This is a genomic window from Streptococcus oralis subsp. oralis (assembly GCF_002096445.1).
Lineage (GTDB): Bacteria > Bacillota > Bacilli > Lactobacillales > Streptococcaceae > Streptococcus > Streptococcus oralis_N.
Window position 1 is genome coordinate 261,659 of record NZ_NCUK01000012.1, and the last position, 22,446, is coordinate 284,104.

Genomic DNA, 22,446 nt, shown 5'->3' on the forward strand with positions numbered 1-22,446 from the left:
GATGATTAAAAAATTAATTGGAATGGTGCTAGGTTTCCTAGCAGTAACAGTTTTAGGTGTAGCGGTTTATGGCTATACCATCTACCAACAGGGAACAGAAACCCTTAGTAAAAAGACTTACAAAAAAATCGGGGAAGAAACCAACGTTATCGAAGCGACGGAGCCTCTGACCATCCTCTTGATGGGGGTAGATACGGGAAATGTGGAACGTACAGACCCGTGGGCGGGAAATAGTGATTCCATGATTCTCTTGACGGTTAATCCCAAAACAAAGAAAACCACTATGATGAGTTTGGAACGGGATATTTTGACCAAGATTGAGACTGGAAACGGTCAAGTTCAGGAAGCTAAACTCAATGCGGCCTATGCTAATGGTGGTGCGGAACTTGCAATTTCTACTATTCAAAAGATGATGAATATCCACATTGACCGCTATGTGATGGTTAACATGCAGGGGCTTCAACAATTGGTGGATGCGGTTGGTGGAATTACCGTCAACAATACACTCGGTTTCCCAATTTCGATTGCTGACCAAGAGGAGTTTAATAAGATTTCTATCGGTGTTGGAGAACAAACCTTGAATGGGGAGGAAGCTCTGGTGTATTCACGGATGCGTTACCAAGACCCAGAGGGAGACTATGGTCGTCAAAAACGTCAACGTGAAGTCATTCAAAAAATCGTTGAGAAGGTTTTGAGCCTAAACAGTGTGAGTCATTATCAAGGCATCCTCAAAGCTTTGAGTGATAACATGCAGACCAATGTAGACTTATCAGCTAAGAGCATTCCACAATTGCTTGGCTATCAAGATTCTTTCAAGAACATCGAAACGCATCAATTGCGTGGGGAAGATGCTGAGCTACAGGGAATTTCTTATCAGATTGTCACTTCAGAACATATGCTTGAAATGCAAAATCTCTTGCGTCGTTCACTAGGTAAAGAGCCAGTGACAGAATTGGAAACCAATGCGGTACTGTACGAAACAGCCTTTGGTCGGACAGCACCTTCAACCAGTACGAACGCTTCAAACGAAGAAGCAGAATAAGAAAAGAATCAAATCGTGGGAAATTTCCTGCGATTTTTTCAAAAAAATTCGAATAGATAAGTAGGAGGAAACATGAAAGCAGAAATTATTGCTGTTGGAACAGAAATTTTAACAGGGCAGATTGTCAATACCAATGCTCAGTTTTTATCAGAGAAACTAGCCGAAATCGGGGTAGATGTCTACTTCCAAACAGCTGTTGGAGATAATGAAGCTCGTCTTTTGTCCTTGCTTGAGATTGCGAGTCAACGTAGTAATCTTGTGATTTTGACAGGGGGCTTGGGACCAACCGAGGATGATTTGACCAAACAAACCCTGGCAAAATTTTTGGGAAAAGATCTAGTGTTTGACCCTCAAGCGCAAGAGAAACTGGATATTTTCTTTGCTCATAGACCTGACTATGCTCGGACACCGAATAATGAGCGCCAAGCCCAAATTGTAGAAGGGGCGACTCCACTGCCAAATGAGACAGGTTTAGCAGTAGGAGGGGTGTCAGAAGTGGATGGCGTGACCTACGTGGTCCTCCCAGGACCACCTAGTGAATTGAAACCCATGGTCTTAAATCAACTCTTACCCAAGTTAATGACTGGTACCAAGTTATACTCACGAGTGCTCCGTTTCTTTGGAATTGGGGAGAGTCAGTTGGTGACCATTTTGGCGGATTTGATTGACCATCAAACCGATCCGACCTTGGCGCCGTATGCCAAGACGGGAGAAGTGACCTTGCGTTTGTCTACAAAAGCAGTTAGTCAAGAAAGGGCTGATCAAGCACTGGATATCCTAGAAAATCAAATCTTGGATTGTCAAACTTTCGAGGGAATTTCTTTACGAGACATCTGTTATGGATATGGGGAAGAAACCAGCCTCGCAAGTGTCGTTGTAGAAGAACTTAAGAAAAGACAGAAAAGCATTACTGCAGCAGAGAGCTTAACGGCAGGCCTATTTCAGGCTACTTTAGCAGACTTTTCAGGTGTGTCAGCTATCTTTAATGGAGGATTTGTCACCTACAGCCTAGAGGAAAAGTCCAAGATGCTGGATATTTCCGAGCAAGAGCTGAAAGAACACGGGGTCGTTTCTGAGTTTACCGCTCGAAAAATGGCAGAGCAGGCACGTCTCAAGACTCAGTCTGACTACGGAGTTAGTTTGACGGGTGTGGCAGGACCAGATAGCCTAGAGGGGCATCCAGCTGGAACCGTCTTTATCGGCTTGGCGCATGCAAAAGGGACAGAGGTGATCAAGGCCAATATAGCAGGACGGAGTCGAGCAGATGTTCGACATATTGCGGTCATGCATGCCTTTAACCTAGTTCGCAAGGCTTTATTAAGTGACTAAATTTTGGTATAATGAAAGATAGGTCTAAGGACCAGTAGAATATAGGAGAACAAAATGGCGAAAAAACCAACAAAAAAATTAGATGAAATTGGGAAAAAATTTGGAGCTGACCGTGAAAAAGCATTGAACGATGCTCTTAAATTGATTGAGAAAGACTTTGGTAAAGGCTCAATCATGCGCTTGGGTGAGCGCGCGGAGCAAAAAGTTCAAGTGATGAGCTCAGGCTCATTGGCTCTGGACATTGCTCTTGGTTCAGGTGGTTATCCTAAAGGACGTATCATCGAAATCTATGGACCAGAATCATCTGGTAAGACAACGGTTGCCCTTCACGCTGTTGCGCAAGCACAAAAAGAAGGCGGTATCGCTGCCTTTATCGATGCGGAACATGCCCTTGATCCAGCCTATGCAGCAGCCCTTGGTGTGAACATTGACGAATTGCTCTTATCACAACCAGACTCAGGTGAGCAAGGTCTTGAAATTGCAGGGAAATTGATTGACTCAGGTGCAGTTGACCTTGTCGTTATTGACTCAGTTGCGGCCCTTGTGCCTCGTGCAGAAATCGATGGGGATATTGGAGACAGCCACGTTGGTTTGCAAGCTCGTATGATGAGCCAGGCCATGCGTAAACTTGGTGCTTCGATCAATAAGACCAAAACAATTGCTATCTTTATCAACCAATTGCGTGAAAAAGTTGGAGTCATGTTTGGAAACCCAGAAACAACTCCAGGTGGACGTGCTCTGAAATTTTATGCTTCAGTCCGTTTGGATGTTCGTGGAAGCACACAAATCAAAGGAACTGGTGACCAAAAAGATACCAATGTCGGTAAGGAAACCAAGATCAAGGTCGTGAAAAACAAGGTGGCTCCACCATTTAAGGAAGCCTTTGTTGAAATCATGTACGGAGAAGGGATTTCTAAGACTGGTGAGCTCTTGAAGATTGCAAGTGATCTCGATATCATCCAAAAAGCGGGAGCATGGTACTCTTACAAGGGTGAAAAAATCGGGCAAGGATCTGAAAATGCTAAGAAATACTTGGCGGATCACCCAGAAATCTTTGATGCCATTGACCACCAAGTTCGTGTTCAATATGGCTTGATTGAAGATGAAGAAGGGACAACTCCTACCACTGGCGCAGAAGATCTAGCACCTAACCAAGAAGTAACGCTTGACCTAGGCGACGGACTTGAAATCGAAATTGAAGATTAAAAATAAAAGCGGAGAAGTCTTTCTCTGCTTTTTATGTTTAATTATTAAGTCTCCATAGGCTTCAAAAGCGTAATAAAAGAGTATTTAATCAAAAAAATTAAAAAAACTGTTGCAATTTTTTTAATTTGATGATAAAATTAAAACATTCTATAAAAAGGAGACTACTATAATGGAAAAACGCCTTGTTCGTAACGTACAAGACAAAAAGATTGCTGGTGTTTGTGCAGGTATCGGTGACTACTTTAACATGGACCACACACTTGTTCGTGCACTTTGGATCATCTTCACCCTACTTGGTGGTTCTGGAATCTTAGCTTATGCTGTTCTCTACTTCCTTCTTCCAGAAGGCAATGCAGAAGCTTAAACCATAGAGAATAAAAGTTTATTCTGATCAGTTGAAAATAAAAAATGCATGTAATCGTGGTTACATGCATTTTTATATGTAGCTTCTATCGAAAAAGAGATGTTCTTCACCAGATGGACAAGTCCTGTTTAATGGTCACTAAAACGACGATACTCTATATGAAAGTCAAAATAATGTTCATTCTGTAACTTTTGGAAGATATCGCGATAGGCTTCTTCGTCAAAATGGTCGCCACGGTAGAGAATTTCAAAACTCAAACCCTCGTACTCTAGAAAAGCGTTGGCTGTTCTGAAACCATTTTGGCGATAGAAATCCATGCGGGACTTTCTTTGCTCCAAGTTATCGCATTCTTCATCTAATCGCTCGACTTCAAGCAACATGGTTCGCTGGTAAAACTCAGTCAGCTTCTCGATAATTTCCTTTCCGTACCCGTGGCTTCTCAGGTGGGGCATGATGGCAAAAAAGCTGATATAGAAGGCCTTTGGGTTGGAGATGGCAAAAGCAAAGCCGACGAATTCTTCTTGGTTATAAAAAGCAAAAAAGTGGGCGTCTTCTCGGTCCTGATAGCGTAAAAACTCTGACAGAGGAACTCGTTCTTCCTCGGGGAATGCTTCCTTGTTTAGCTTCTCAACCTTATCCAGATCGGGAAATACATCGGTAATTAATTGACTGGTCAAACTCATAAATGACCTCCTTTTCTTGATTATAGCAAATTGTCTCTCTGTAAGCAATTGATTGCAAACTTAGTGACAGAGCCTTGTCGCTCCTTTAGAAAGCTGATATAATAGCTTTATGAATAAGAAACGATCCGTGGACTTGATACATGGTCCTATTCTTCCTGCGCTGTTAAGCTTTGCCTTTCCAATCTTGCTGTCTAATATCTTTCAACAGCTTTATAATACAGCTGACGTCTTGATTGTTGGACGATTTCTTGGTCAAGATTCCTTGGCAGCAGTAGGGGCGACAACTGCCATTTTTGACTTGATTATAGGCTTTACGCTTGGTGTTGGAAATGGCATGGGGATTGTCATTGCCCGCTATTATGGGGCTCGTAATTTCACTAAAATTAAAGAAGCAGTAGCAGCAACTTGGATTTTAGGTGCTCTTTTGAGCATTGTGGTCATGCTGATGGGCTTTGTCGGTCTGTATCCACTCCTGCAATATTTAGATACCCCGGCAGAAATCCTTCCTCAATCCTATCAATATATTTCTATGATAGTGACTTGTGTAGGCGTCAGCTTCGCTTATAATCTCTTTGCAGGCTTGTTGCGCTCCATTGGTGATAGTCTAGCAGCTCTTGGCTTTCTGATTTTCTCTGCCTTAGTCAATGTGGTTCTGGATCTCTATTTCATTACGCAACTGCATCTGGGAGTTCAATCTGCGGGGCTTGCTACCATCATTTCGCAAGGCTTGTCAGCTGTTCTCTGCTTTTATTATATCCGTAAGAGTGTTCCAGAACTGCTCCCTCAACTCAAGCATTTTAAATGGAATAAGGCCTTGTATGCGGATCTCTTGGAGCAAGGTTTGGCTATGGGTTTGATGAGTTCCATTGTGTCTATCGGTAGTGTGATTTTACAATCCTCTGTTAATACCTTTGGTGCTGTGATTATTAGCGCCCAGACGGCGGCTCGACGCATTATGGCTTTTGCTCTGCTTCCGATGACGGCTATTTCTTCTGCCATGACGACCTTTGCTTCTCAGAATCTTGGGGCCAAGCGACCAGACCGCATTGTTCAAGGTCTTCGAATTGGCAGTCGCCTGAGCATGTCCTGGGCAGGTTTTGTCTGTATCTTTCTCTTTTTTGCTAGTCCGACCTTGGTTTCCTTCTTGGGCAGTTCGATGGATAACTACTTAGTAGAAAATGGCAGTCTCTACCTGCAAATCAGCTCAGTCTTTTATCCGATTTTGAGCCTCTTGTTGATTTATCGGAATTGCTTGCAGGGCTTGGGCCAAAAAGTCCTTCCTCTGGTATCTAGTTTTATCGAACTAATCGGGAAAATCGTTTTTGTGGTTTTGATTATCCCTTGGGCAGGGTATAGGGGAGTTATTCTCTGCGAACCCCTTATCTGGGTTGCCATGACTACCCAACTGTACTTTTCACTTTTCCGCCATCCCCTGATAAAAGAAGGAAAGGCAATCTTGGCAACAAAAGGACAATCCTAGCTGGATTTGCTGAATAAAATCCATTTCCTCTAGTGAAAATCGAAAAAACTTGTGTTATAATAAGAAAGATTAAAATGTGAAAAAAGGAGATTCCTAATGGGACGTAAATGGGCCAATATCGTAGCCAAGAAAACGGCTAAAGATGGAGCTAACTCTAAAGTATATGCAAAATTTGGTGTAGAAATCTATGTAGCAGCTAAAAAAGGTGATCCAGACCCAGAATCAAACACTGCTTTGAAATTCGTTATCGACCGTGCTAAACAAGCCCAAGTGCCGAAACACGTTATCGATAAAGCGATTGATAAAGCCAAAGGAAACACAGACGAAACCTTTACAGAAGGACGTTACGAAGGATTTGGACCAAATGGTTCTATGTTGATTGTGGATACCTTGACTTCAAACGTCAACCGTACCGCTGCTAATGTCCGTGCTGCTTTTGGTAAAAACGGCGGAAACATGGGTGCTTCAGGTTCGGTTTCATACCTCTTTGATAACAAGGGTGTGATCGTATTTGCAGGTGAGGACGCTGATGCAGTCTTTGAGCAATTGCTCGAAGCAGATGTGGATGTGGACGATGTAGAAGCAGAAGAAGGAACAATCACGGTTTACACAGCTCCAACAGACCTTCACAAGGCTATCGTTGCCCTTCGTGAGTCAGGTGTCGACGAATTCCAAGTGACTGAATTGGAAATGATTCCTCAGTCTGAAGTGGAATTGTCAGGCGAAGACCTTGAAACCTTTGAAAAACTTTACAGCGTTCTTGAGGACGACGAAGACGTACAAAAGATCTACACAAACGTAGATGGATTCTAATAGAAAAACGAACAGTTTTACTAGCTGTTCGTTTTTTTGATATTTGAACTTAGACTCTAGTTTCAGAATCGTTTTGTTTCTTGCTTTTTTCTAGACCTAGACCGACTGCATGTTTTTGAACGAGCAAGAGCTGTCCATTGTCCTGTTTTGCAAAAGTTAAGGTAACGGTCTTGATCTTGTCTCCAATGGAGATATAGGTGATTTTTCTCGTATCGTACCCTCCGATAGTGGAGTCAAACTCGGAGTCTGGTAGTCCGTGTTTTTTGATAATATCCTTGTAGTTGGTACCACCTTTTCCTTTGTTGTCAAGGTCACCTTCGATTAAGGCGTCAAACTCTTTTTGGGTCCAGGTGAAGGTATCGTTTTCTTCCTCCTCAGGGATGGAATAGGCGCTATCATCTGTCAAGTCGCTTTCTTCTTCGCGTTCCATTGAGGCACTCGCCTCGCTGTAGGAACGGTTAAACTCCCTGACAAACTCTTTGTAGACATTAGCGTACAGTACCTGGGTCGTAAAGAAAAGTACAATAGAAGCAATTGACAGAGCTGTTCCAATAATGGCCATTGTTTTTCGTTTTTTGAGGTTGACGATAAGGCCGATAATCCCCAAGATAAATGCGACAATGGCGATGAAAAACGATAGATAGTTAATAAATGGAATCCAAGATCCTAAAAGTGCGATGGCTCCAAAAATGGTTGCCAAGATTCCTAAAACTCGTTGTTCTTCTGGTTTCATTTGAACGTTTTCTCCCTTCATCGAGTGAATGGATTTCTATCCACAGTAGTTAGTGCTTATTATAGAAAAAATATTGCCTAATGTCAATTTAAACTAAAATAGTTCTCTAGGAAACTTTTTTCTTGACATCATTTCTGAAAATGATAAAATAGTTCTCATGGAAACTTATATAGTTCTTGTGAGAACTATATTTATCGTAAGAAAGGAGCAATCATGGACAAGCCGATGTTAATGTTCAAACGTTTTGGACACCAGGTTCATCTGATGGTACAGAAAGAAGCCAAGCGATGTGGCATTGAATTTATGGGTGGACCGCAAGGGCAGGTTCTGCGTTTTTTAGATCATTGTGAACAAAAAGAGGAACTGATCTTGATTAAGGATATCGAGCAGGAACTCAATATTACTAAATCTGTGGCGAGTAATCTAGTCAAGCGCATGGTGCAAAATGGTTTGGTTGAGCTAGAGGCGAGCCCGAGCGATAAGCGGGCAAAATTTGTTCGCCTGACGGAGAAATCGCGTTCGCAGATGCAAAAAGTTAAAGCTTTTTTTGATCGGATTGATCAGAGTTTGCTAGAGGGGGTTTCAAAGTCAGACTTAGCAATCTTTGAAAAGGTACTCGGGCAATTGCAAGAAAATGTTGAGAAGATAGGAGGAGAGAATGAAGAAACTCGCTAAACGTATTACAGGAAAAGAGTGGGGAATGATCGCCCTTACGATTCTTTTCACTTGTTTCTCGGTCTATCTCGAGTTAGAGGTGCCGACCTATATTTCGCAAATTACAGAATTGCTAGGAACATCTGGAACGCAGTTGGGTGAACTTTGGTCACCAGCTGCGAAGATGATTGGTTTGTCTTTATTGGCTTTCTTTTCATCTGTTATGGTTGGTTTCTTTGCCGCTCGCGTTGCAGCCTCCTATACAACCCATCTACGTAGAGACGTATTTCATCGTGTTTTAGATTTTTCGCAGACAGAGATCAAGCGCTTTTCAATCCCAAGTCTCTTGACTCGGACGACCAATGATATTACCCAGGTACAGATGCTCTTTACCATGGGATTACAGGTAGTGACTCGTGGGCCGATTATGGCTATCTGGGCCATTGGAAAAATCCTTGGGAAATCGGAATACTGGCTCTGGGCAGTCATTGTGGCTGTTATTGTCAACGTCTTGATGACCACCGTTCTCATGACTCTGGCCTTTCCAAAACAATCGGTCATCCAAAAATTGACAGATAAACTCAATAGTATCACTCGTGAAAGTTTGACGGGGATTCGAGTTGTTCGTGCATACAATGCGGAAGATTACCAAGATAAGAAATTTGAAGTTGCCAACGACGAGGTAACACGTCTCAATCTCTTTGTCAATCGATTGATGGCGATTATGAACCCGATCATGATGGCAATTTCGAGCGGATTGAGTTTAGCCATTTACTGGATTGGTGCCTATATCATCAACGATGCAAGTTTGGCAGAACGTCTACCACTCTTTAGTGATATGGTGGTCTTCATGTCCTATGCTATGCAGGTCGTGATGGGCTTCCTTCTCATGGGAGCACTCTTTATCGTTCTTCCTCGTACCTTGGTTTCGGCAGGACGTATCAATCAAGTATTGGATCTGCATTCTTCTATTGAAAATCCTTGTCATGCACAGACAGCGGATCCTTCAGTTCAAGGACAAGTGGAATTCCGTGATGTGACTTTCCGCTACTCTAAAAACTCAGAAGCAGTCGTGGAACATGTCACTTTCAAAGCAGAAGCGGGTCAAACCGTAGCCTTCATCGGATCGACTGGATCAGGTAAGTCCACCCTAGTCAACCTCTTGCCACGTTTTTACGACGTTTCAGATGGACAAATCCTAGTGGACGGAGTTAATGTGCAAGATTACGATTTGGAAGATTTGCGCAATAAGGTCGGCTATATCCCTCAAAAAGCAGTCCTCTTCTCTGGAGATGTCAAGGGGAACTTGGACTTTGGTAAGAGCAAAGAAACTCCTCTAAGCGAGGCTGCTATGTGGCAAGCTCTTGAATTGGCCCAGTCTAAAGCATTTATCGAGGACAAGGAAGCAGGTCTTGCATCAGAAGTAGCCCAAGGTGGAACCAACTTCTCAGGAGGTCAAAGACAGCGTTTGGCCATTGCGCGTGCCTTGGCTCGTAAACCAGAGATTCTCATCTTTGATGACTCTTTCTCAGCCTTGGACTACAAGACAGATCGTGTCCTTCGTCAAGAGCTAGCTGAGAAAACAAAATCCATGACCAAGTTCATCGTAGTGCAACGGATTTCTACCATTATGGACGCCGACCTGATCTTAGTTTTGGATCAAGGTAAAGTCGTGGGACAAGGCACCCACAAGGAACTTCTTGCAACCAACGAAGTCTACCAAGAAATTGCCTACTCACAACTATCGAAGGAGGAATTGGAACATGGAAAATAAAAAAGTTTCGGTCTGGAAACAGTGCAAACCTTATATGGCAGGCCTCCAACTCCCTCTCCTAATAGCAGTTGTGGCTGCGGTCATTTCAAGCATCATTACCGTTTATGGTCCAACTAAGATTAAAGAAATTACTAACTTGATTTCAGATGGCTTGGCTACAGAAATCGACTTGGTAGCTGTGTCAAACATTGCTAGCTTTTTAGTGATTCTCTATGTATTTGGAGCTATCCTTAATTATACACAGGCCTATATCTTTTCAACGAGCATTCAGCATTTTTCAAAACGCTTGCGGACAGCAATCGCTGAAAAAATCAATCGTTTGCCACTTGGCTATTTTGACCGTCATTCACAAGGAGATACCCTTTCGCGCGTGACCAATGATGTGGATACAGCAGCGCAATCTCTCAACCAAAGTCTAGGGACAGTTCTTTCAGCTAGTTTCTTGTTGATTGCTGTCTTGGTGACCATGTTTGGGATGAACTGGATTTTGGCATTGGTAACCGTTGTATCAACCCTTGTTGGTTTTGCGGCGGTTTCCGTAATCATGGCCAAGTCACAGGGTTATTTTAAAGCCCAACAAAATAATCTAGCAGCCGTCAATGGTTATGTGGAGGAGATGTACTCTGGCCATAATGTAGTGACCAGCTACAACGCAGTGGACACCTCCAAAGCGAGATTTGCTGGTTTAAACCAAGACTTGCATGACAGTATCTGGAAATCTCAATTTATCTCTGGTATCATGATGCCAGCCATGATTTTTATTGGGAACTTTAGTTATGTATTAGTCATCATCGTTGGAGCTGCGCTGGCGTTAGAAGGGCATATCACAATAGGGATTATTGTAGCCTTTATGGTTTACGTACGGACCTTCTCCCAACCTCTGTCACAGATTGCCCAAGGGATTACGAGCTTGCAACAAGCGAGTGCAGCCATGACACGTGTATTAGAATTTCTAGCTGAAGCAGAGATGCAGGATGAATCTCATAAGGAGAGACAATTGGCCCATATGAAAGGGGAAGTAGTCTTTGATCATGTGTCCTTTGGCTATACACCAGAGCGCACCATCATCCATGATTTTTCTGCGATAGCTCATGCAGGTCAAAAGGTCGCAATCGTTGGACCGACTGGGGCTGGTAAGACAACCATTGTCAATCTTTTGATGAAGTTCTATGAGCTAGATAAGGGAAGTATCTGTATCGATGGTGTGGATACCAAGGATATGAAGCGCTCAGAAGTACACGATGCCTTCTCAATGGTCTTGCAGGACACATGGCTTTTTGAAGGAACCATTCGAGATAATCTCATCTATAATCAAACAGACATCAGTGATGAACGAATGATGGAAGCCAGCAAGGCTGTGGGAATCCACCACTTTATCATGACCTTGCCAGATGGCTACGATACTGTTTTGGATGACACCGTGACCTTGTCTGTTGGACAAAAACAGCTCTTGACCATTGCTCGTGCCCTTCTCAAAGATGCACCACTCTTGATTTTGGATGAAGCGACATCTTCAGTCGACACACGTACAGAGGAGTTGATTCAAAAAGCCATGGACCGTTTGATGGAGGGTCGAACTTCCTTTGTCATTGCCCACCGCTTGTCAACGATTCGTAATGCCGACTTGATTCTTGTCATGAAAGATGGCAATATCATCGAACAAGGCAACCATGAGGAGTTGATGGCGCAAGGTGGCTTCTACGCTGACCTGTACAATAGTCAATTTACAGAAGACGAAGCAGAAGAATAAATCAAAAGAAGGCTTGACGGCCTTCTTTTTCTGCACTATACTAGAAGACAAACGTCTCACCTGTAGACGAAAACAAGGTAATGAATGAGAAGCATAAATGAAAAATTATCAAGAATGGTATCGAAATATCAGTTCCAGGCTCACCAGCCATCCCACCCTTCTATTTCTGTTACGCAGTTTTAATCGCTTGATGACAGTCGCCATGCCCTTGGTCTATCTGATCTTGCTAGTCACCACTTACCTGCAACTAGGATTGGGTCAGCAAGTTGGGGTTTATGTGCTTATCCCTGCATCAGGTTTTGTGATTTTGTCTCTTTTTCGTAAGAAAATCAACCACCCACGACCTTATGAAACTTGGGACATCAGTCCTCTGCTTGACAAGGATAGTTCGGGACAGTCGATGCCCAGTCGCCATGTCTTTTCGGCAACCATCATCTCCATGGCCAGTCTGCATGCTAGTCTACCTGTTGGCTTAGCATGCCTGCTCTTTTCAGCTTTGCTGGGCTTGGTGAGGGTTTTAGGTGGTGTGCATTATCCAAAGGACGTCTTGGTTGGCTATATTTGCGGTCTGTTGTGGGGGTTCCTTTTCTTCCTATTCTGATATGTAAGTTAGGCTGGTCCTACAACCACTTACTGCTTCATATAGACCACTTGCTTTTTTGCCCTTGTATTCCTATCTTAGCTTTGATATAGTAGAGTCAGAAAGGAGATGTGATGAAGTTACGAATTGAGATTGACGACAATTTAGAGGAGACTGAAATTGTCATCAAGACCCCCACTTTGACAGATGAAATTGCAGATTTGCAACGACTCTTGCAAGAGTCAAAGGCTCCGAGGTTGACTTTTTACAAGGGGACAGGTGAATATTATCTAGACCTGTCAGAAATTCTCTTCTTTGAAACAGAAGGGAGCAAGATTTACGCTCATAACCAGAAGGAAGCCTATGAAGTACGTCTCAAGCTCTATGAGTTGGAGTCCATCCTGCCTCGCTATTTTAGTCGAGTGTCCAAGTCAACGATCGCAAACATCCGTCAGATTTACTCAGTGGACAAGTCCTTTTCAGGAACGGGCACCATTTCCTTTTATCAGACGCACAAGGAGGTTCATGTCTCGCGGCATTACCAATCCCTCCTAAAAGAAAATCTAAGAAACATGAGGTAAAAAACATGAAAAAGAAAGCATTTGGTATTGTTTTATTGGTTTTAGCGGCTTGGATCTTGCTGCAAGGGAATTTTGGAATTCCTTCTTTGGATGGCAAGATATGGCCTTTGATTGGTATCGCCTTTTTTGCTTACCAATCAGTTGAAGCTTTGCTTCGTCGTCATCTAACATCAGCAGTTTTTACCGCTCTAGTAGCCTTAATGATTGCGAATCATTTTTATAACATTTTTCCTATTCCAAACCAGTCTTTGTTTTGGGCTAGCATCTTAGCAGTGCTAGGTGTTGGTTATCTGACGCATTCAAGTAAGTTCTGGAATGAAAAAAAATGGTGGTACAATGGGAAAAAAACAGTCGTCACGGATAAGGAAGTCGCTTTTGGTAGCGGGACCTTCTATAAGCAAGATCAAGATCTCGTAGATGACCAAGTGGAAGTCGCTTTTGGGGATGCTAAAATCTACTATGATAATGCAGAGATGCTAGGTGATTTTGCAACTTTAAATATTGAAGTGGCCTTCGGGAATGCAACTGTCTATGTTCCACAACACTGGCGTGTCGATCTGAAAGTAGAAACCTCCTTTGGTGCAGCTAAGGCAGATGCTCCTGTAGCGCCAACAAACAAAACCTTGATTATCCGTGGGGAAGTCGCTTTTGGTAAACTTGGAGTTGTTTATGTTAAATAAAAAAAGTCTCCGCTAAGTGTCTAGAGTTTTGGGAAAGTGAAAAATTAAATATCATATAACCTGAGAGAGCGAGAAAATCGCTCTCTTTTTTCGTTGCAAAAATTAAGGAAAGGAGAAAAAATGTCAGATAATATTGAAATTGTTATGGATATTGATTCGTTAGAAATTTTCGATGTAATAGATCTTGATAAGAATGAAAATATGGTTGATTGTATCCCTGAAGGAAATTCTGATGAAAAAGTATCTGTATACGATGATCTCAATAGAGTTTGGCTTGGGGACGGCTATTACTATAGACCTTCTAGTCTTCTCTGGAGAGTTATGAAAGATGATGTTATTCATGAATTATGTCCTAGAATTGAGCTTGGCACTTATCCTTACTCCAGAAGAGCTAGAGATGGAACTTGGGGACAAACTAGCCAATTGACTCAGGATGAAGCCTTGTGGTTGACTCTGGAGTTTAATCCAGAATTGATGGGGTATGTGTGAAAGGAAATAAGGAATGTTTGGCAAGAAAGTATTGGTGGCATGCTATATTTATAGCTTTGATTATTCAAAAGAATCACTAGAACTTAATGAACTGATGTTTAGGAGTGTCCCAGTAAAAAAACGATGGGGAAAGTATTTTTTACTTGGTCTTGGCGATCGTGAAGATTTCGGTTTATCTGTATCGAAAAATGATTTTGAAAAAGTCTTGAATAAAGGTTGTTATTATGTCGTATTTTTTGAAAATCATTCTAGACAAAACCCATTTAAAGCTTGGAGGTTATTCAATAAATACTACAGAATGAGGAATCCGGATGTCTAATAGACTTAAAAAACTAAGAAAAGAAAAAGGACTGACTCAAGCTGACTTGGCAAAAGTTTTGAATACTAACCAGTCTCAGTACGGAAAATACGAAAATGGGAAAACGAATCTCACTGTAGAAAATGCTAAGATTCTCGCAAACTATTTTGGAGTAACACTCCCATACTTACTAGGACTAGATGATAATTCTGGTACTGACGGAAGCAAAAAGATGACCCCATTCCAGTCACTTGTTAGAGATAGGGGGATGTCCCTGAAGGAGATAAGTGAGGCAACTGGAATAGGTTACTCTACTGTTGGAAATTATAATCAGGGAAGTCGAATTCCTAATGCCAGAAATGCGCAACTACTATCAGAATATTTCGGAGTATCTATCCCATATCTCCTCGGTTATGAAGAGAACTCTATGGCTAATAAACCAAACGCAACAATATTGATAGAGTTAGTTAAAGAACTTTCTTTTATCAGTGAAAAAAAGTCAAAACTCCTACAGGAATACATAGAACTTGATAAAAAGGAAAGAGATATTATCAAACAGATAAAGGAAATAGTTCGATAATTTATTGATTGTCCCTTTAAAATAGAATTTCTCATTATACATTATGATATAGCTGTGAATTAACACTAGTTTGTGACAAGAAAGGATTACCTATGAAACAACACCAAACAAAGGTCTCAAGATTGACTAGAGACGTAATGATTTTAGATTTGATGAATACAATGGGATGGACTAAAAGCCGTGCTATTGCAGCTATTGAAGAGTTAGAACAAACTCATCTTGTCTATTTTCCTGAAGCTGGTGGCTTGAGATTACAAGTTGTAGGAGGCTACTAATGGCAGATATCACGATTGACCAACTAGCCACTCTAACTTTTTATCAAATTCCAGAAATCTTTTTCACCCGTATTCAACACAATGAGAACGGCTATGTCAAATTGACTAGTTCTTACACGGGTCTTTCATCTGATGCTAAGTTAGCTTATGGCGCTCTTTATAATCGCTGTAAATTAAGTATCAGTTCATTCCAGAAGGGAAATAGAGATTACGTTGATGAAAATGGAGCGGTCTTTCTAATTTTTACAGTTTCTGACCTGATGCTGCTATTGGATAAGGGAAAGATGAAGGTTACTAAGATCAAGAAAGAACTACAAGAACATGGTCTCTTACGAGAAGTTAGGCAGGGACTCAATAAGCCGAATAGACTTTATCTTCAGCTAGTCGATGCTAATTTAGAAATAGTGGAGCACTATTCAGCTGATGGTGAGTTACTGAAGAGGGTTAATGCCTTTGGTAAAGTTCTATATGAAAAAGTACCCCAAAGCATTGGTAATAGCGAAAGTATCAAAAACGGACGTCCGCAAAATGGACTTCAAAACGTCCACGAATCGGACGGAATAAATACAGAGAAGAGTAAGATTGATACTCTTTACGATACTAATCGATACAAGAGCGAATCATCTCTTTCTGATTTATCAATCTCTGAAGCATTTAAAATGGGGCAACATGGTTTTCTTTCTCCTCAACTAGTTCAGAAACTCAGTTTGTTTGGAAAAGATGCAAAAATTCTTGAAAATAAAATCTATCAATCAAAACGTCAAGTTGAGAAGAATTACAACAACCTCTTAGCTGATCAGGAAATTTATGGAGAGGTTTGGCTGCGAGATCTTGAACGTGAGCTTGATAAATTAATTTTCAAAATTAAAACAGGAGAGGCTGAAGGAAAACCAATCCAGAATGTTCCAGCGTACTTCTACAAAATGATGATTCGCTTCTGGAAAATGGCACTGCTTATCGAAAAAGAACATGGTTTCCTGGAGCTATCAGGACAAAGTGAGCACGCTAGAAAATTCCCTGATGAGTGCCCTAGTCTGATTGCATATTATTATCCAGATAAACTGTCGGAGACGAAACTCAATAGCTATTTATCAGAATTGTCTAAGGGAGTTGAAACATGTTAAAAGATGAATTTAGACCAATTGATGGTAAAGTGCTAACGATAGGTCGTAGCCCGAAGGAGAAAATCTACATGGTTCCTAAAGCTGTTTTTGATTTACCGAAAAAAGAAAGAGCTGAGAAACTCAGCCAAATTTTCTCATCATGGCAACAGAAAGAGGATTGATTTCATGGGATTGTTTAATAACCAAGAGAGAATGAACAGATTACAAGCTGTGAAGGCTACACCTTCTCAACCAGTTCAAGAGATTGAAATGATTGTAGAGTATTTTGATAAAACGGTAGACAGTATTTCCGTCACTTCCAACTTAGAGGAACTAGAAAAATTGGTATCAAGTTCATTTGGAACAGGAGCGAGTATGAATTTTCCATCAGCGACTCCGCCGTTTTCTATCAATCCTCGATGGGTGAAGAAGATAACTTATCGGACAAAATAAGGAACAATATCAGGAGAATAGTAATGTTTAAGCTAGGGTTAATGATTATATTTGTTATCGGTTTATTATTGCTCTTTTGTTGTACTATTGGCAAAGTTATAAAGGAAGTGGATAATGCTTCTTTGCTGGATGATGAAATACTATCAAGTCCAAATGAAGAAGGAGACAAGTAGATGTGAGGAAACAAACACAAAATCGTATTAAAGAATTACGAAAGCAGTCTAGACTGTCTCAGCAAGCCTTGGCTGATCAGATAGGAGTATTTCGTAACACCATATCGAACTGGGAAACAGGATATAGTCAGATAAGTCTTGAAAATGCTAAAAAAGTAGCAGAATACTTTGGTGTAACCATTGACTACCTGTTAGGATCAGAATCGGACTAAACCTAGTAAAGTTAAATCTATATTGACCGAGAAGTCATTAAACTACAGACCTTTGAAAACTGAATACAAGGCTTGCCCTGATGCAGCGTGGCTATGGATAAAAAAGAAACGGGGGCGAGTAGCAAACTAGAAAAGGATATCTAGTCCAGCCACTGAACGAAAAAGCATGATAATGATCATAAGCTGAAGGAGTAAGGGTTCCTAGACTATAAACCCAGCGCATGAAATACCGATGTAAAAATACGTTTTTACACAGCACGGCGTTATTTCGCCTTTCAACTTCAAGGAGAAATCTATGACAGATGAAATAACCGTCCGCCTAAAGGACTTAAAAAATTTAGGAAAACAAGGAGGTGCGACAGCTCGCTTAGAGGACGGCACAGACCTTATTCTGAAGCCAGACTATGCAGTCAAACAGGCTAGAGGATACGTAGACGGTCTTTTAAGGGATGTTGAATTTCATTTGCCTTATAAAAAGGTTTATGATCAAATTCGCACTATTAAGAGAGATGCTCAAGTTATAGCTCGAAAAGTTAAGACACCATCAGGAATGGAGCTTCGTTTAACTGGAAAAGGCTATAACCCGAAAAATAAATAAAGAAAAGGAAAAATTAAAATGAACAAGAAAAAAGTATTAGCTACACTAGCACTTTCAACTATCGCACTTGCACAAGCTGGTTATGTATCAGCAGACGAACTTTCACCAATTGATTCTTCAGCTCCAACAACAGAAGTAGTTACTCCAACAGCACCTAGCGCTTCAACAGCAACAGAGGCTCCAGCAGTTCAGCCAACAGAGCCTTCAGTTACTCCAGTTGACCCAACAACGCCAAGTGTACAAGACAAAGACAACGCAGGAAGTCTTGATGGAGTGACAACTGATAAACCAGCACCTTCTGATAAGCCACAGGATAAGGATAATGCAGGTAGCCTCGATGGTGTTCCAACACCATCAGATAAACCACAAGACAAAGACAACGCAGGAAGTCTTGACGGAGTGCCAGCTGATAAACCAGCGCCTTCAGATAAGGCGCAAGATAAAGATAACGCAGGTAGCTTAGATGGTGTTCCAGATGAAAAGCCAAAAACTACTGATCAAGCGAATCAGCAAGGAAAGTCACAAATTGGGACAACATCTACATCAACTGGACAGGTTGTCCATGATGTAACTAAAGAGCCCGTTGAAACAAATACAGGTGCGTCTATTGTTAGCACCCAAAACGGAAACGTAGTCCTTTCAGATGGTTCTGTAGTGGCTCCAGAAGAAGTTGGTGGAACAGTTAACGAAGATAAGACTATCTCTGTTACTGATTCAGAAGGCAAACTCAAAACACTTCCAAACACTGGGACTGCAGAAAGTATTCTGGGTGCTATTGGAGCCATGTTGTTGACAGCAGTCAGCTATGTCTACAAGAAGAAAATGTTTTAAGGTGAAATGGAAAGGGAAACAATTAAATGACAGAAAAAACAAAAGGACACGGATATTTCCGTAAGAAAAAATGGGCTAAAGGTTTAGCGTCAGCTATTGCAATCGCAGGTTTTGTATCCTTCTCTGCAGGTTCAGCATTTGCGGATGAAGCAGTACAACCTGAAAGCAAAAACGACAATAACATGTATGCTACACAAGCTGGTAAAGCAACAGGAAGCCAGCCTGTAGCAATTGATAATACAGTAGTCTCAAAGGCTGCTGAAAAAGCAAAAGCAGCAGGGGTAAATGTTTCTGAGACTCAGTCAGTTGATAAGGGGACAGATACCACTGCTCCAAAACTTGAACAGTCTAAGTCTGAGATTAAACAAGATCAGGATAAACAAGTTCAGGAACTTGAAGCTACAACTACAAAACAAGTTCAAAACAACGAAGCTTTCAAGGAAGCACAGGAAGCTATTCACGCTAACAATAAATTTGTAGCTGATGAAAAAGCCAAGCATGGAGGGGAAACAACTGTCTCAGTGACCAATGACAGTTCGACTGCCGCAGATGGGACAGCAGACCAAAACAAGAAAGCTACTCAAACAGCTAAACAGGTCTTGTCAGATAACCAACAAGCAGTAACAAAATACCTGGGTGAAAAATCTAAGTATGATGCTACTGTCAAACAAGCTACGATTTTGAATCAGGCTGTAGAAACCGCTGCTACAGAGTTGAAGAAACAGGACGTAACAGTTAATGTAGTGACACGTACAGTCTCTTCAGTCGCAGAAGTAGAAGCGCTACAAAAGCAAAATGAACAAGCTATTGCGACCGCAAAAGGAAAAGTTGAGCTCAACAAGGCTCTTCTTGATGCCTACTCAGAAAGCCAAACTGCTAGTCAAAAAGTCAATCAGGATGCTGATCGTAAGTTGGCTGAATTGAAAAACACTGGTGTACTTCTCAATTCTAAAACCCAAGAAATTTCTTCAGCTGATGAAGCTAAGCAAATTGGGAAACAAAACCAAGAAGCTTATGACAAAGCTAAGCAGGCTCAAGCTGAATGGCAGAAGAAGTACGATGAGCTTCGAGCTAAGACAAGCACGGAAGGCTACACTAAAGAAGTAGTCTTGCAAGCCCTTAGCGTTGCGACAGCAAATCCTGAAGCAACAGTAGAGTCCTCTGCTCCAGGAGCGCAGGTAACCACTAAAGATTACATCGCTTCCTCAAATGGAACGTCAGGCTATACTCGTGTTCTTGACTCGACTAAAGTCTTGAAATACAAGGATGTTGGCACTGGATGGAAAACAGAAGTTGACTACACTAATCTGAAAGGCTTGACTGTTTCAACTGCAGATGGTAAAAAGCATGATATTTCTCGTATCCATCGAAAATTCGAGATTCTTAATCAAGGGAAGACAGGATTGAATGATGTCTATGTCTTGAATGATCCAACAGAAGGATTCGTAGTAGCTCGTAATGATGGAGCTGGTGGAGCAGCAGACTACATGAATTTCTTGGTTACGGATACCTACTACTACAATGTGGATGGGAAAGAAGTAGCCTTCCAAGCAAGTGAAAAGACTCCTGCAACCCTAACCTATTCCTCACTCAATCACAATCGTATTGGTTGGGAAGGTGCGAAAGCCATTAACGGAACTCATGTTGAAATTAACGGATCCACTGTTACAGAAAACAAAGATTACGGTTATGTTTACGCTGAAGAGTACAACCGCCAAGAAGATGTAGGGCATCTTTGGGATACATCTGACTCACCTTACCAATACAAGGGTGCTGCTCTTGGTGTCTTTAAGGAAGGGACAGCCTTCACAACCGAATTTATTCAATGGGATGGACCAGAAAGTCCAAATGGCCAAACCTATTGGTTCGCTTTGAATACGAAGGTTGTAACTCCAGTTGTTGAAGTTCCAGCTACTGCAACTATCACAAAAACAACTGTGAAACCTGTCAAACCTGATTCAATCAGTGCTAACCTGGTCAATGCGAAAAATCCAGCCAAACCTGCTCTTGGTCTTAAAACTCTTTCTGAAACTAAAAATCAGAAATTGTCTGCAAGCTATCACGGCTACAAGTTACAGTATAAGCCAGTTGTCAGCAAATCTGTAGCAGATACAGACAAGACTAACACAGATGGCCAAACAGTGGTTAAAAATGCTACTCAGACCTACACCTTGAATCATGACAATATCTATGCGAACCTGAAAAAAGGGGACAAGATTACCATCATTGATCCACTCGAAGCTGGAGCAGTTCCTGATGTGGCTATCACAAAAGCAGCTGCAGAGAAAGCTGGATGGGGCGTTGCTTACGATACAGGAAAGAATACTTACACCTTTACTGCAACTTACGAAGGGAAACGCCTAGAAGCTCCAGTTATTACCTGGAAGCCAATCTATGATAAGGGCTTCTATGACAACACTTATAAAGTGTTAGTGAATAACTACGAAGTTTTCTCAAACACTGTTACGAACTACACACCGAAGCCACCTAAACCAGTCAAAGCTGTTCTGGATCGTTCTGGTAAGAATATAAACGCAGCGACAACATTTGATCGCAACGTGACTTTCCGATTGGTGACTGATTATAGTCCATACACTAAGACTCTTGCTTCAAGTCAAGCACTTGGCAAGAAGTTTGCAATCTTGGATGATGTTCAAGACAAAGCCTTCACAGTTGACCACAGCAAGATCAAGATGACTGCAGCAGGTCAAGACGTGAAAAATCTCTTTGATATGTATCACGTGCTTTCAGACAAAGGACGTACAGATGCAATCAATAAAATCCTGAAGGAATTGAACTTAAATCCGCTGGGTGAATTCTATCTCTGGGTAGCAAAAGATTCCAAGAGTTTCTACCAAAATTACGTGAAGCAAAATAAAAACGTGATGATTGATCTTCCAGCTAAGCTCCTGGTTCAAGCAGGGGAGAAAGTCGAGAATGACTTTAAACAAATTGACTTTGGCAATGCTTATCAATCAAACCTTGTCACTGTCTCAGTTCCTGATGTGAATCCAGAGAAACATGCCCTGGATCAAAAGGATAATAAAAAAGTCTTGGACGGCCAAGAAGTACAGATTGGCCAATATATTCGCTATCTACTAGATGGCGTAACCGTGCCTGCTAAGCACGATAGCCTCTTCCAATATGACGGTAGTGACCAGTTGGATGTAGTTCATGATCGATATACAGGTAAGTGGTCAGGGATTTTCAAGGGGACAGAGTACACAGCTACTAAAGACCTTATCTTGCCATATGATGTCATCCTGAAGAATGGTAAAGTAGTCAAAGCTGGTGACCTTCTTGCTAAAGGTACAGCTTATGCTTTCTTGTTTGAAGTGAACCAGGATACGGATCCTAACTTCCTTAAGAAAATCGTGACCGTCAAATGGGACGAAAAAGCAGGCAAATGGTCTTACGTTATCAACCAGGACTTCCTAAATTCTTTAGGAGTCAAGGGTAGCTTCGATGCAGACTTCTATCTAGAAGTCGAACGCATTACAGCTGGGAAGGTTGAAAATACCTTCATCAATACAGTTAATTTACAAGAGATGACGGCTAAAGTGACAACCACAACGCCAGAACCTCCAAAACCAGAGCCTAAAGAACCAGGCAAGCCACAACCACAAGCATCGCTGCCAAACACTGGAACTGCAGCAAGCATGCTTCCAACTTGGGGAATGTTTTTGGGATTGTTGAGTCTTGCAGGAGCAGGGCTTCGTAAACATAAAAAATAGAACATCTAGAAATTCCCCCTCATCTATGGTA

26 protein-coding genes are annotated in these 22,446 nt (G+C 41.6%); 24 read left to right on the forward strand and 2 right to left on the reverse strand.

Translation table 11 applies throughout. From position 1 onward, the window contains the following. The first annotated feature begins 1 nt into the window (after window position 1). From lytR to B7721_RS02545, 4 genes are all read left to right on the forward strand, one after another. Window positions 2-1,042, forward strand: a complete 1,041-nt coding sequence (gene lytR / locus B7721_RS02530; RefSeq protein WP_000592174.1) for a glycopolymer--peptidoglycan transferase LytR — start codon at window positions 2-4, stop codon at window positions 1,040-1,042. A gap of 72 nt (window positions 1,043-1,114) precedes the next feature. Further along, entirely contained in the window at window positions 1,115-2,371 is a 1,257-nt protein-coding gene (locus tag B7721_RS02535; protein WP_084877347.1) for a competence/damage-inducible protein A, read from the forward strand. 54 nt (window positions 2,372-2,425) lie between these two features. Beyond that, window positions 2,426-3,577, forward strand: coding sequence for a recombinase RecA (gene recA, locus B7721_RS02540; protein WP_084877348.1), 1,152 nt, complete (start codon window positions 2,426-2,428; stop codon window positions 3,575-3,577). Between the two features lie 169 nt (window positions 3,578-3,746). Then, window positions 3,747-3,941 (forward strand): PspC domain-containing protein, encoded by a 195-nt coding sequence (locus B7721_RS02545; protein WP_000415528.1) that lies wholly within the window; start codon window positions 3,747-3,749, stop codon window positions 3,939-3,941. A gap of 128 nt (window positions 3,942-4,069) precedes the next feature. Here the strand turns inward: B7721_RS02545 and B7721_RS02550 are convergent, their stop codons facing one another. After that, window positions 4,070-4,624 carry a GNAT family N-acetyltransferase gene (locus B7721_RS02550; RefSeq protein ID WP_000060285.1) on the reverse strand — a complete coding sequence of 185 codons (555 nt, stop codon included), beginning with the start codon at window positions 4,622-4,624 and terminating at the stop codon, window positions 4,070-4,072. Between the two features lie 109 nt (window positions 4,625-4,733). Between B7721_RS02550 and B7721_RS02555 the strand changes: the two genes are divergently transcribed. Continuing rightward, complete coding sequence (locus B7721_RS02555; protein ID WP_084877350.1) at window positions 4,734-6,104, forward strand: MATE family efflux transporter; 1,371 nt, start codon at window positions 4,734-4,736, stop codon at window positions 6,102-6,104. A gap of 96 nt (window positions 6,105-6,200) precedes the next feature. Beyond that, window positions 6,201-6,917 carry a YebC/PmpR family DNA-binding transcriptional regulator gene (locus tag B7721_RS02560; protein ID WP_084877351.1) on the forward strand — a complete coding sequence of 239 codons (717 nt, stop codon included), beginning with the start codon at window positions 6,201-6,203 and terminating at the stop codon, window positions 6,915-6,917. A 49-nt stretch (window positions 6,918-6,966) separates the two neighbouring features. Here the strand turns inward: B7721_RS02560 and B7721_RS02565 are convergent, their stop codons facing one another. Continuing rightward, window positions 6,967-7,671 (reverse strand): CD20-like domain-containing protein, encoded by a 705-nt coding sequence (locus tag B7721_RS02565; RefSeq protein WP_084877353.1) that lies wholly within the window; start codon window positions 7,669-7,671, stop codon window positions 6,967-6,969. 192 nt (window positions 7,672-7,863) lie between these two features. Here B7721_RS02565 and B7721_RS02570 point away from each other — a divergent pair, with 192 nt between their 5' ends. The 18 genes from B7721_RS02570 to B7721_RS02645 all read left to right on the forward strand — a co-directional run bounded on the left by B7721_RS02570 (window position 7,864) and on the right by B7721_RS02645 (window position 22,415). After that, window positions 7,864-8,325 (forward strand): MarR family winged helix-turn-helix transcriptional regulator, encoded by a 462-nt coding sequence (locus tag B7721_RS02570; protein WP_084877354.1) that lies wholly within the window; start codon window positions 7,864-7,866, stop codon window positions 8,323-8,325. Continuing rightward, entirely contained in the window at window positions 8,309-10,078 is a 1,770-nt protein-coding gene (locus tag B7721_RS02575) for an ABC transporter ATP-binding protein (RefSeq protein WP_084877356.1), read from the forward strand. Before B7721_RS02570 ends, B7721_RS02575 begins: the two co-directional genes overlap by 17 nt. Next, a complete protein-coding gene (locus tag B7721_RS02580) occupies window positions 10,068-11,828 on the forward strand; it encodes an ABC transporter ATP-binding protein (protein ID WP_084877357.1) in 1,761 nt (586 codons plus the stop codon). The genes B7721_RS02575 and B7721_RS02580 overlap by 11 nt, the downstream gene beginning before the upstream one ends. Window positions 11,829-11,925: 97 nt before the next feature. Then, entirely contained in the window at window positions 11,926-12,429 is a 504-nt protein-coding gene (locus B7721_RS02585) for a phosphatase PAP2 family protein (RefSeq protein WP_084877359.1), read from the forward strand. Between the two features lie 113 nt (window positions 12,430-12,542). Then, window positions 12,543-12,989 carry a LytTR family DNA-binding domain-containing protein gene (locus tag B7721_RS02590; RefSeq protein ID WP_000776577.1) on the forward strand — a complete coding sequence of 149 codons (447 nt, stop codon included), beginning with the start codon at window positions 12,543-12,545 and terminating at the stop codon, window positions 12,987-12,989. Window positions 12,990-12,994: 5 nt separating this feature from the next. After that, complete coding sequence (locus tag B7721_RS02595) at window positions 12,995-13,669, forward strand: LiaF transmembrane domain-containing protein (RefSeq protein ID WP_009729740.1); 675 nt, start codon at window positions 12,995-12,997, stop codon at window positions 13,667-13,669. Between the two features lie 120 nt (window positions 13,670-13,789). Further along, window positions 13,790-14,158: a hypothetical protein gene (locus B7721_RS02600; protein WP_049490063.1), complete on the forward strand. Its 369-nt coding sequence runs from the start codon at window positions 13,790-13,792 to the stop codon at window positions 14,156-14,158. 13 nt (window positions 14,159-14,171) lie between these two features. Beyond that, entirely contained in the window at window positions 14,172-14,477 is a 306-nt protein-coding gene (locus B7721_RS02605; RefSeq protein ID WP_000467128.1) for a hypothetical protein, read from the forward strand. Beyond that, complete coding sequence (locus B7721_RS02610) at window positions 14,470-15,036, forward strand: helix-turn-helix transcriptional regulator (RefSeq protein ID WP_084877360.1); 567 nt, start codon at window positions 14,470-14,472, stop codon at window positions 15,034-15,036. The genes B7721_RS02605 and B7721_RS02610 overlap by 8 nt, the downstream gene beginning before the upstream one ends. A 92-nt stretch (window positions 15,037-15,128) precedes the next feature. Then, the gene (locus B7721_RS02615; protein WP_009729741.1) at window positions 15,129-15,311 is read left to right on the forward strand and encodes a hypothetical protein; all 183 of its coding nucleotides are present in this window, start codon (window positions 15,129-15,131) and stop codon (window positions 15,309-15,311) included. Continuing rightward, a complete protein-coding gene (locus B7721_RS02620) occupies window positions 15,311-16,435 on the forward strand; it encodes a replication initiator protein A (protein ID WP_084877362.1) in 1,125 nt (374 codons plus the stop codon). Before B7721_RS02615 ends, B7721_RS02620 begins: the two co-directional genes overlap by 1 nt. Then, window positions 16,429-16,596: a hypothetical protein gene (locus B7721_RS10190; protein ID WP_000910110.1), complete on the forward strand. Its 168-nt coding sequence runs from the start codon at window positions 16,429-16,431 to the stop codon at window positions 16,594-16,596. Before B7721_RS02620 ends, B7721_RS10190 begins: the two co-directional genes overlap by 7 nt. A gap of 4 nt (window positions 16,597-16,600) precedes the next feature. Beyond that, window positions 16,601-16,867 carry a hypothetical protein gene (locus B7721_RS02625; RefSeq protein WP_033681019.1) on the forward strand — a complete coding sequence of 89 codons (267 nt, stop codon included), beginning with the start codon at window positions 16,601-16,603 and terminating at the stop codon, window positions 16,865-16,867. A gap of 23 nt (window positions 16,868-16,890) precedes the next feature. Further along, a complete protein-coding gene (locus B7721_RS10195; RefSeq protein ID WP_164497071.1) occupies window positions 16,891-17,040 on the forward strand; it encodes a hypothetical protein in 150 nt (49 codons plus the stop codon). 2 nt (window positions 17,041-17,042) lie between these two features. Then, complete coding sequence (locus tag B7721_RS02630) at window positions 17,043-17,252, forward strand: helix-turn-helix transcriptional regulator (protein WP_049490067.1); 210 nt, start codon at window positions 17,043-17,045, stop codon at window positions 17,250-17,252. 295 nt (window positions 17,253-17,547) lie between these two features. Next, window positions 17,548-17,850, forward strand: a complete 303-nt coding sequence (locus tag B7721_RS02635; RefSeq protein ID WP_000128978.1) for a hypothetical protein — start codon at window positions 17,548-17,550, stop codon at window positions 17,848-17,850. Between the two features lie 18 nt (window positions 17,851-17,868). Further along, window positions 17,869-18,681, forward strand: coding sequence for an LPXTG cell wall anchor domain-containing protein (locus tag B7721_RS02640; protein ID WP_084877364.1), 813 nt, complete (start codon window positions 17,869-17,871; stop codon window positions 18,679-18,681). A gap of 26 nt (window positions 18,682-18,707) precedes the next feature. Beyond that, window positions 18,708-22,415 (forward strand): SspB-related isopeptide-forming adhesin, encoded by a 3,708-nt coding sequence (locus B7721_RS02645; RefSeq protein ID WP_084877365.1) that lies wholly within the window; start codon window positions 18,708-18,710, stop codon window positions 22,413-22,415. Window positions 22,416-22,446: the final 31 nt, after the last annotated feature.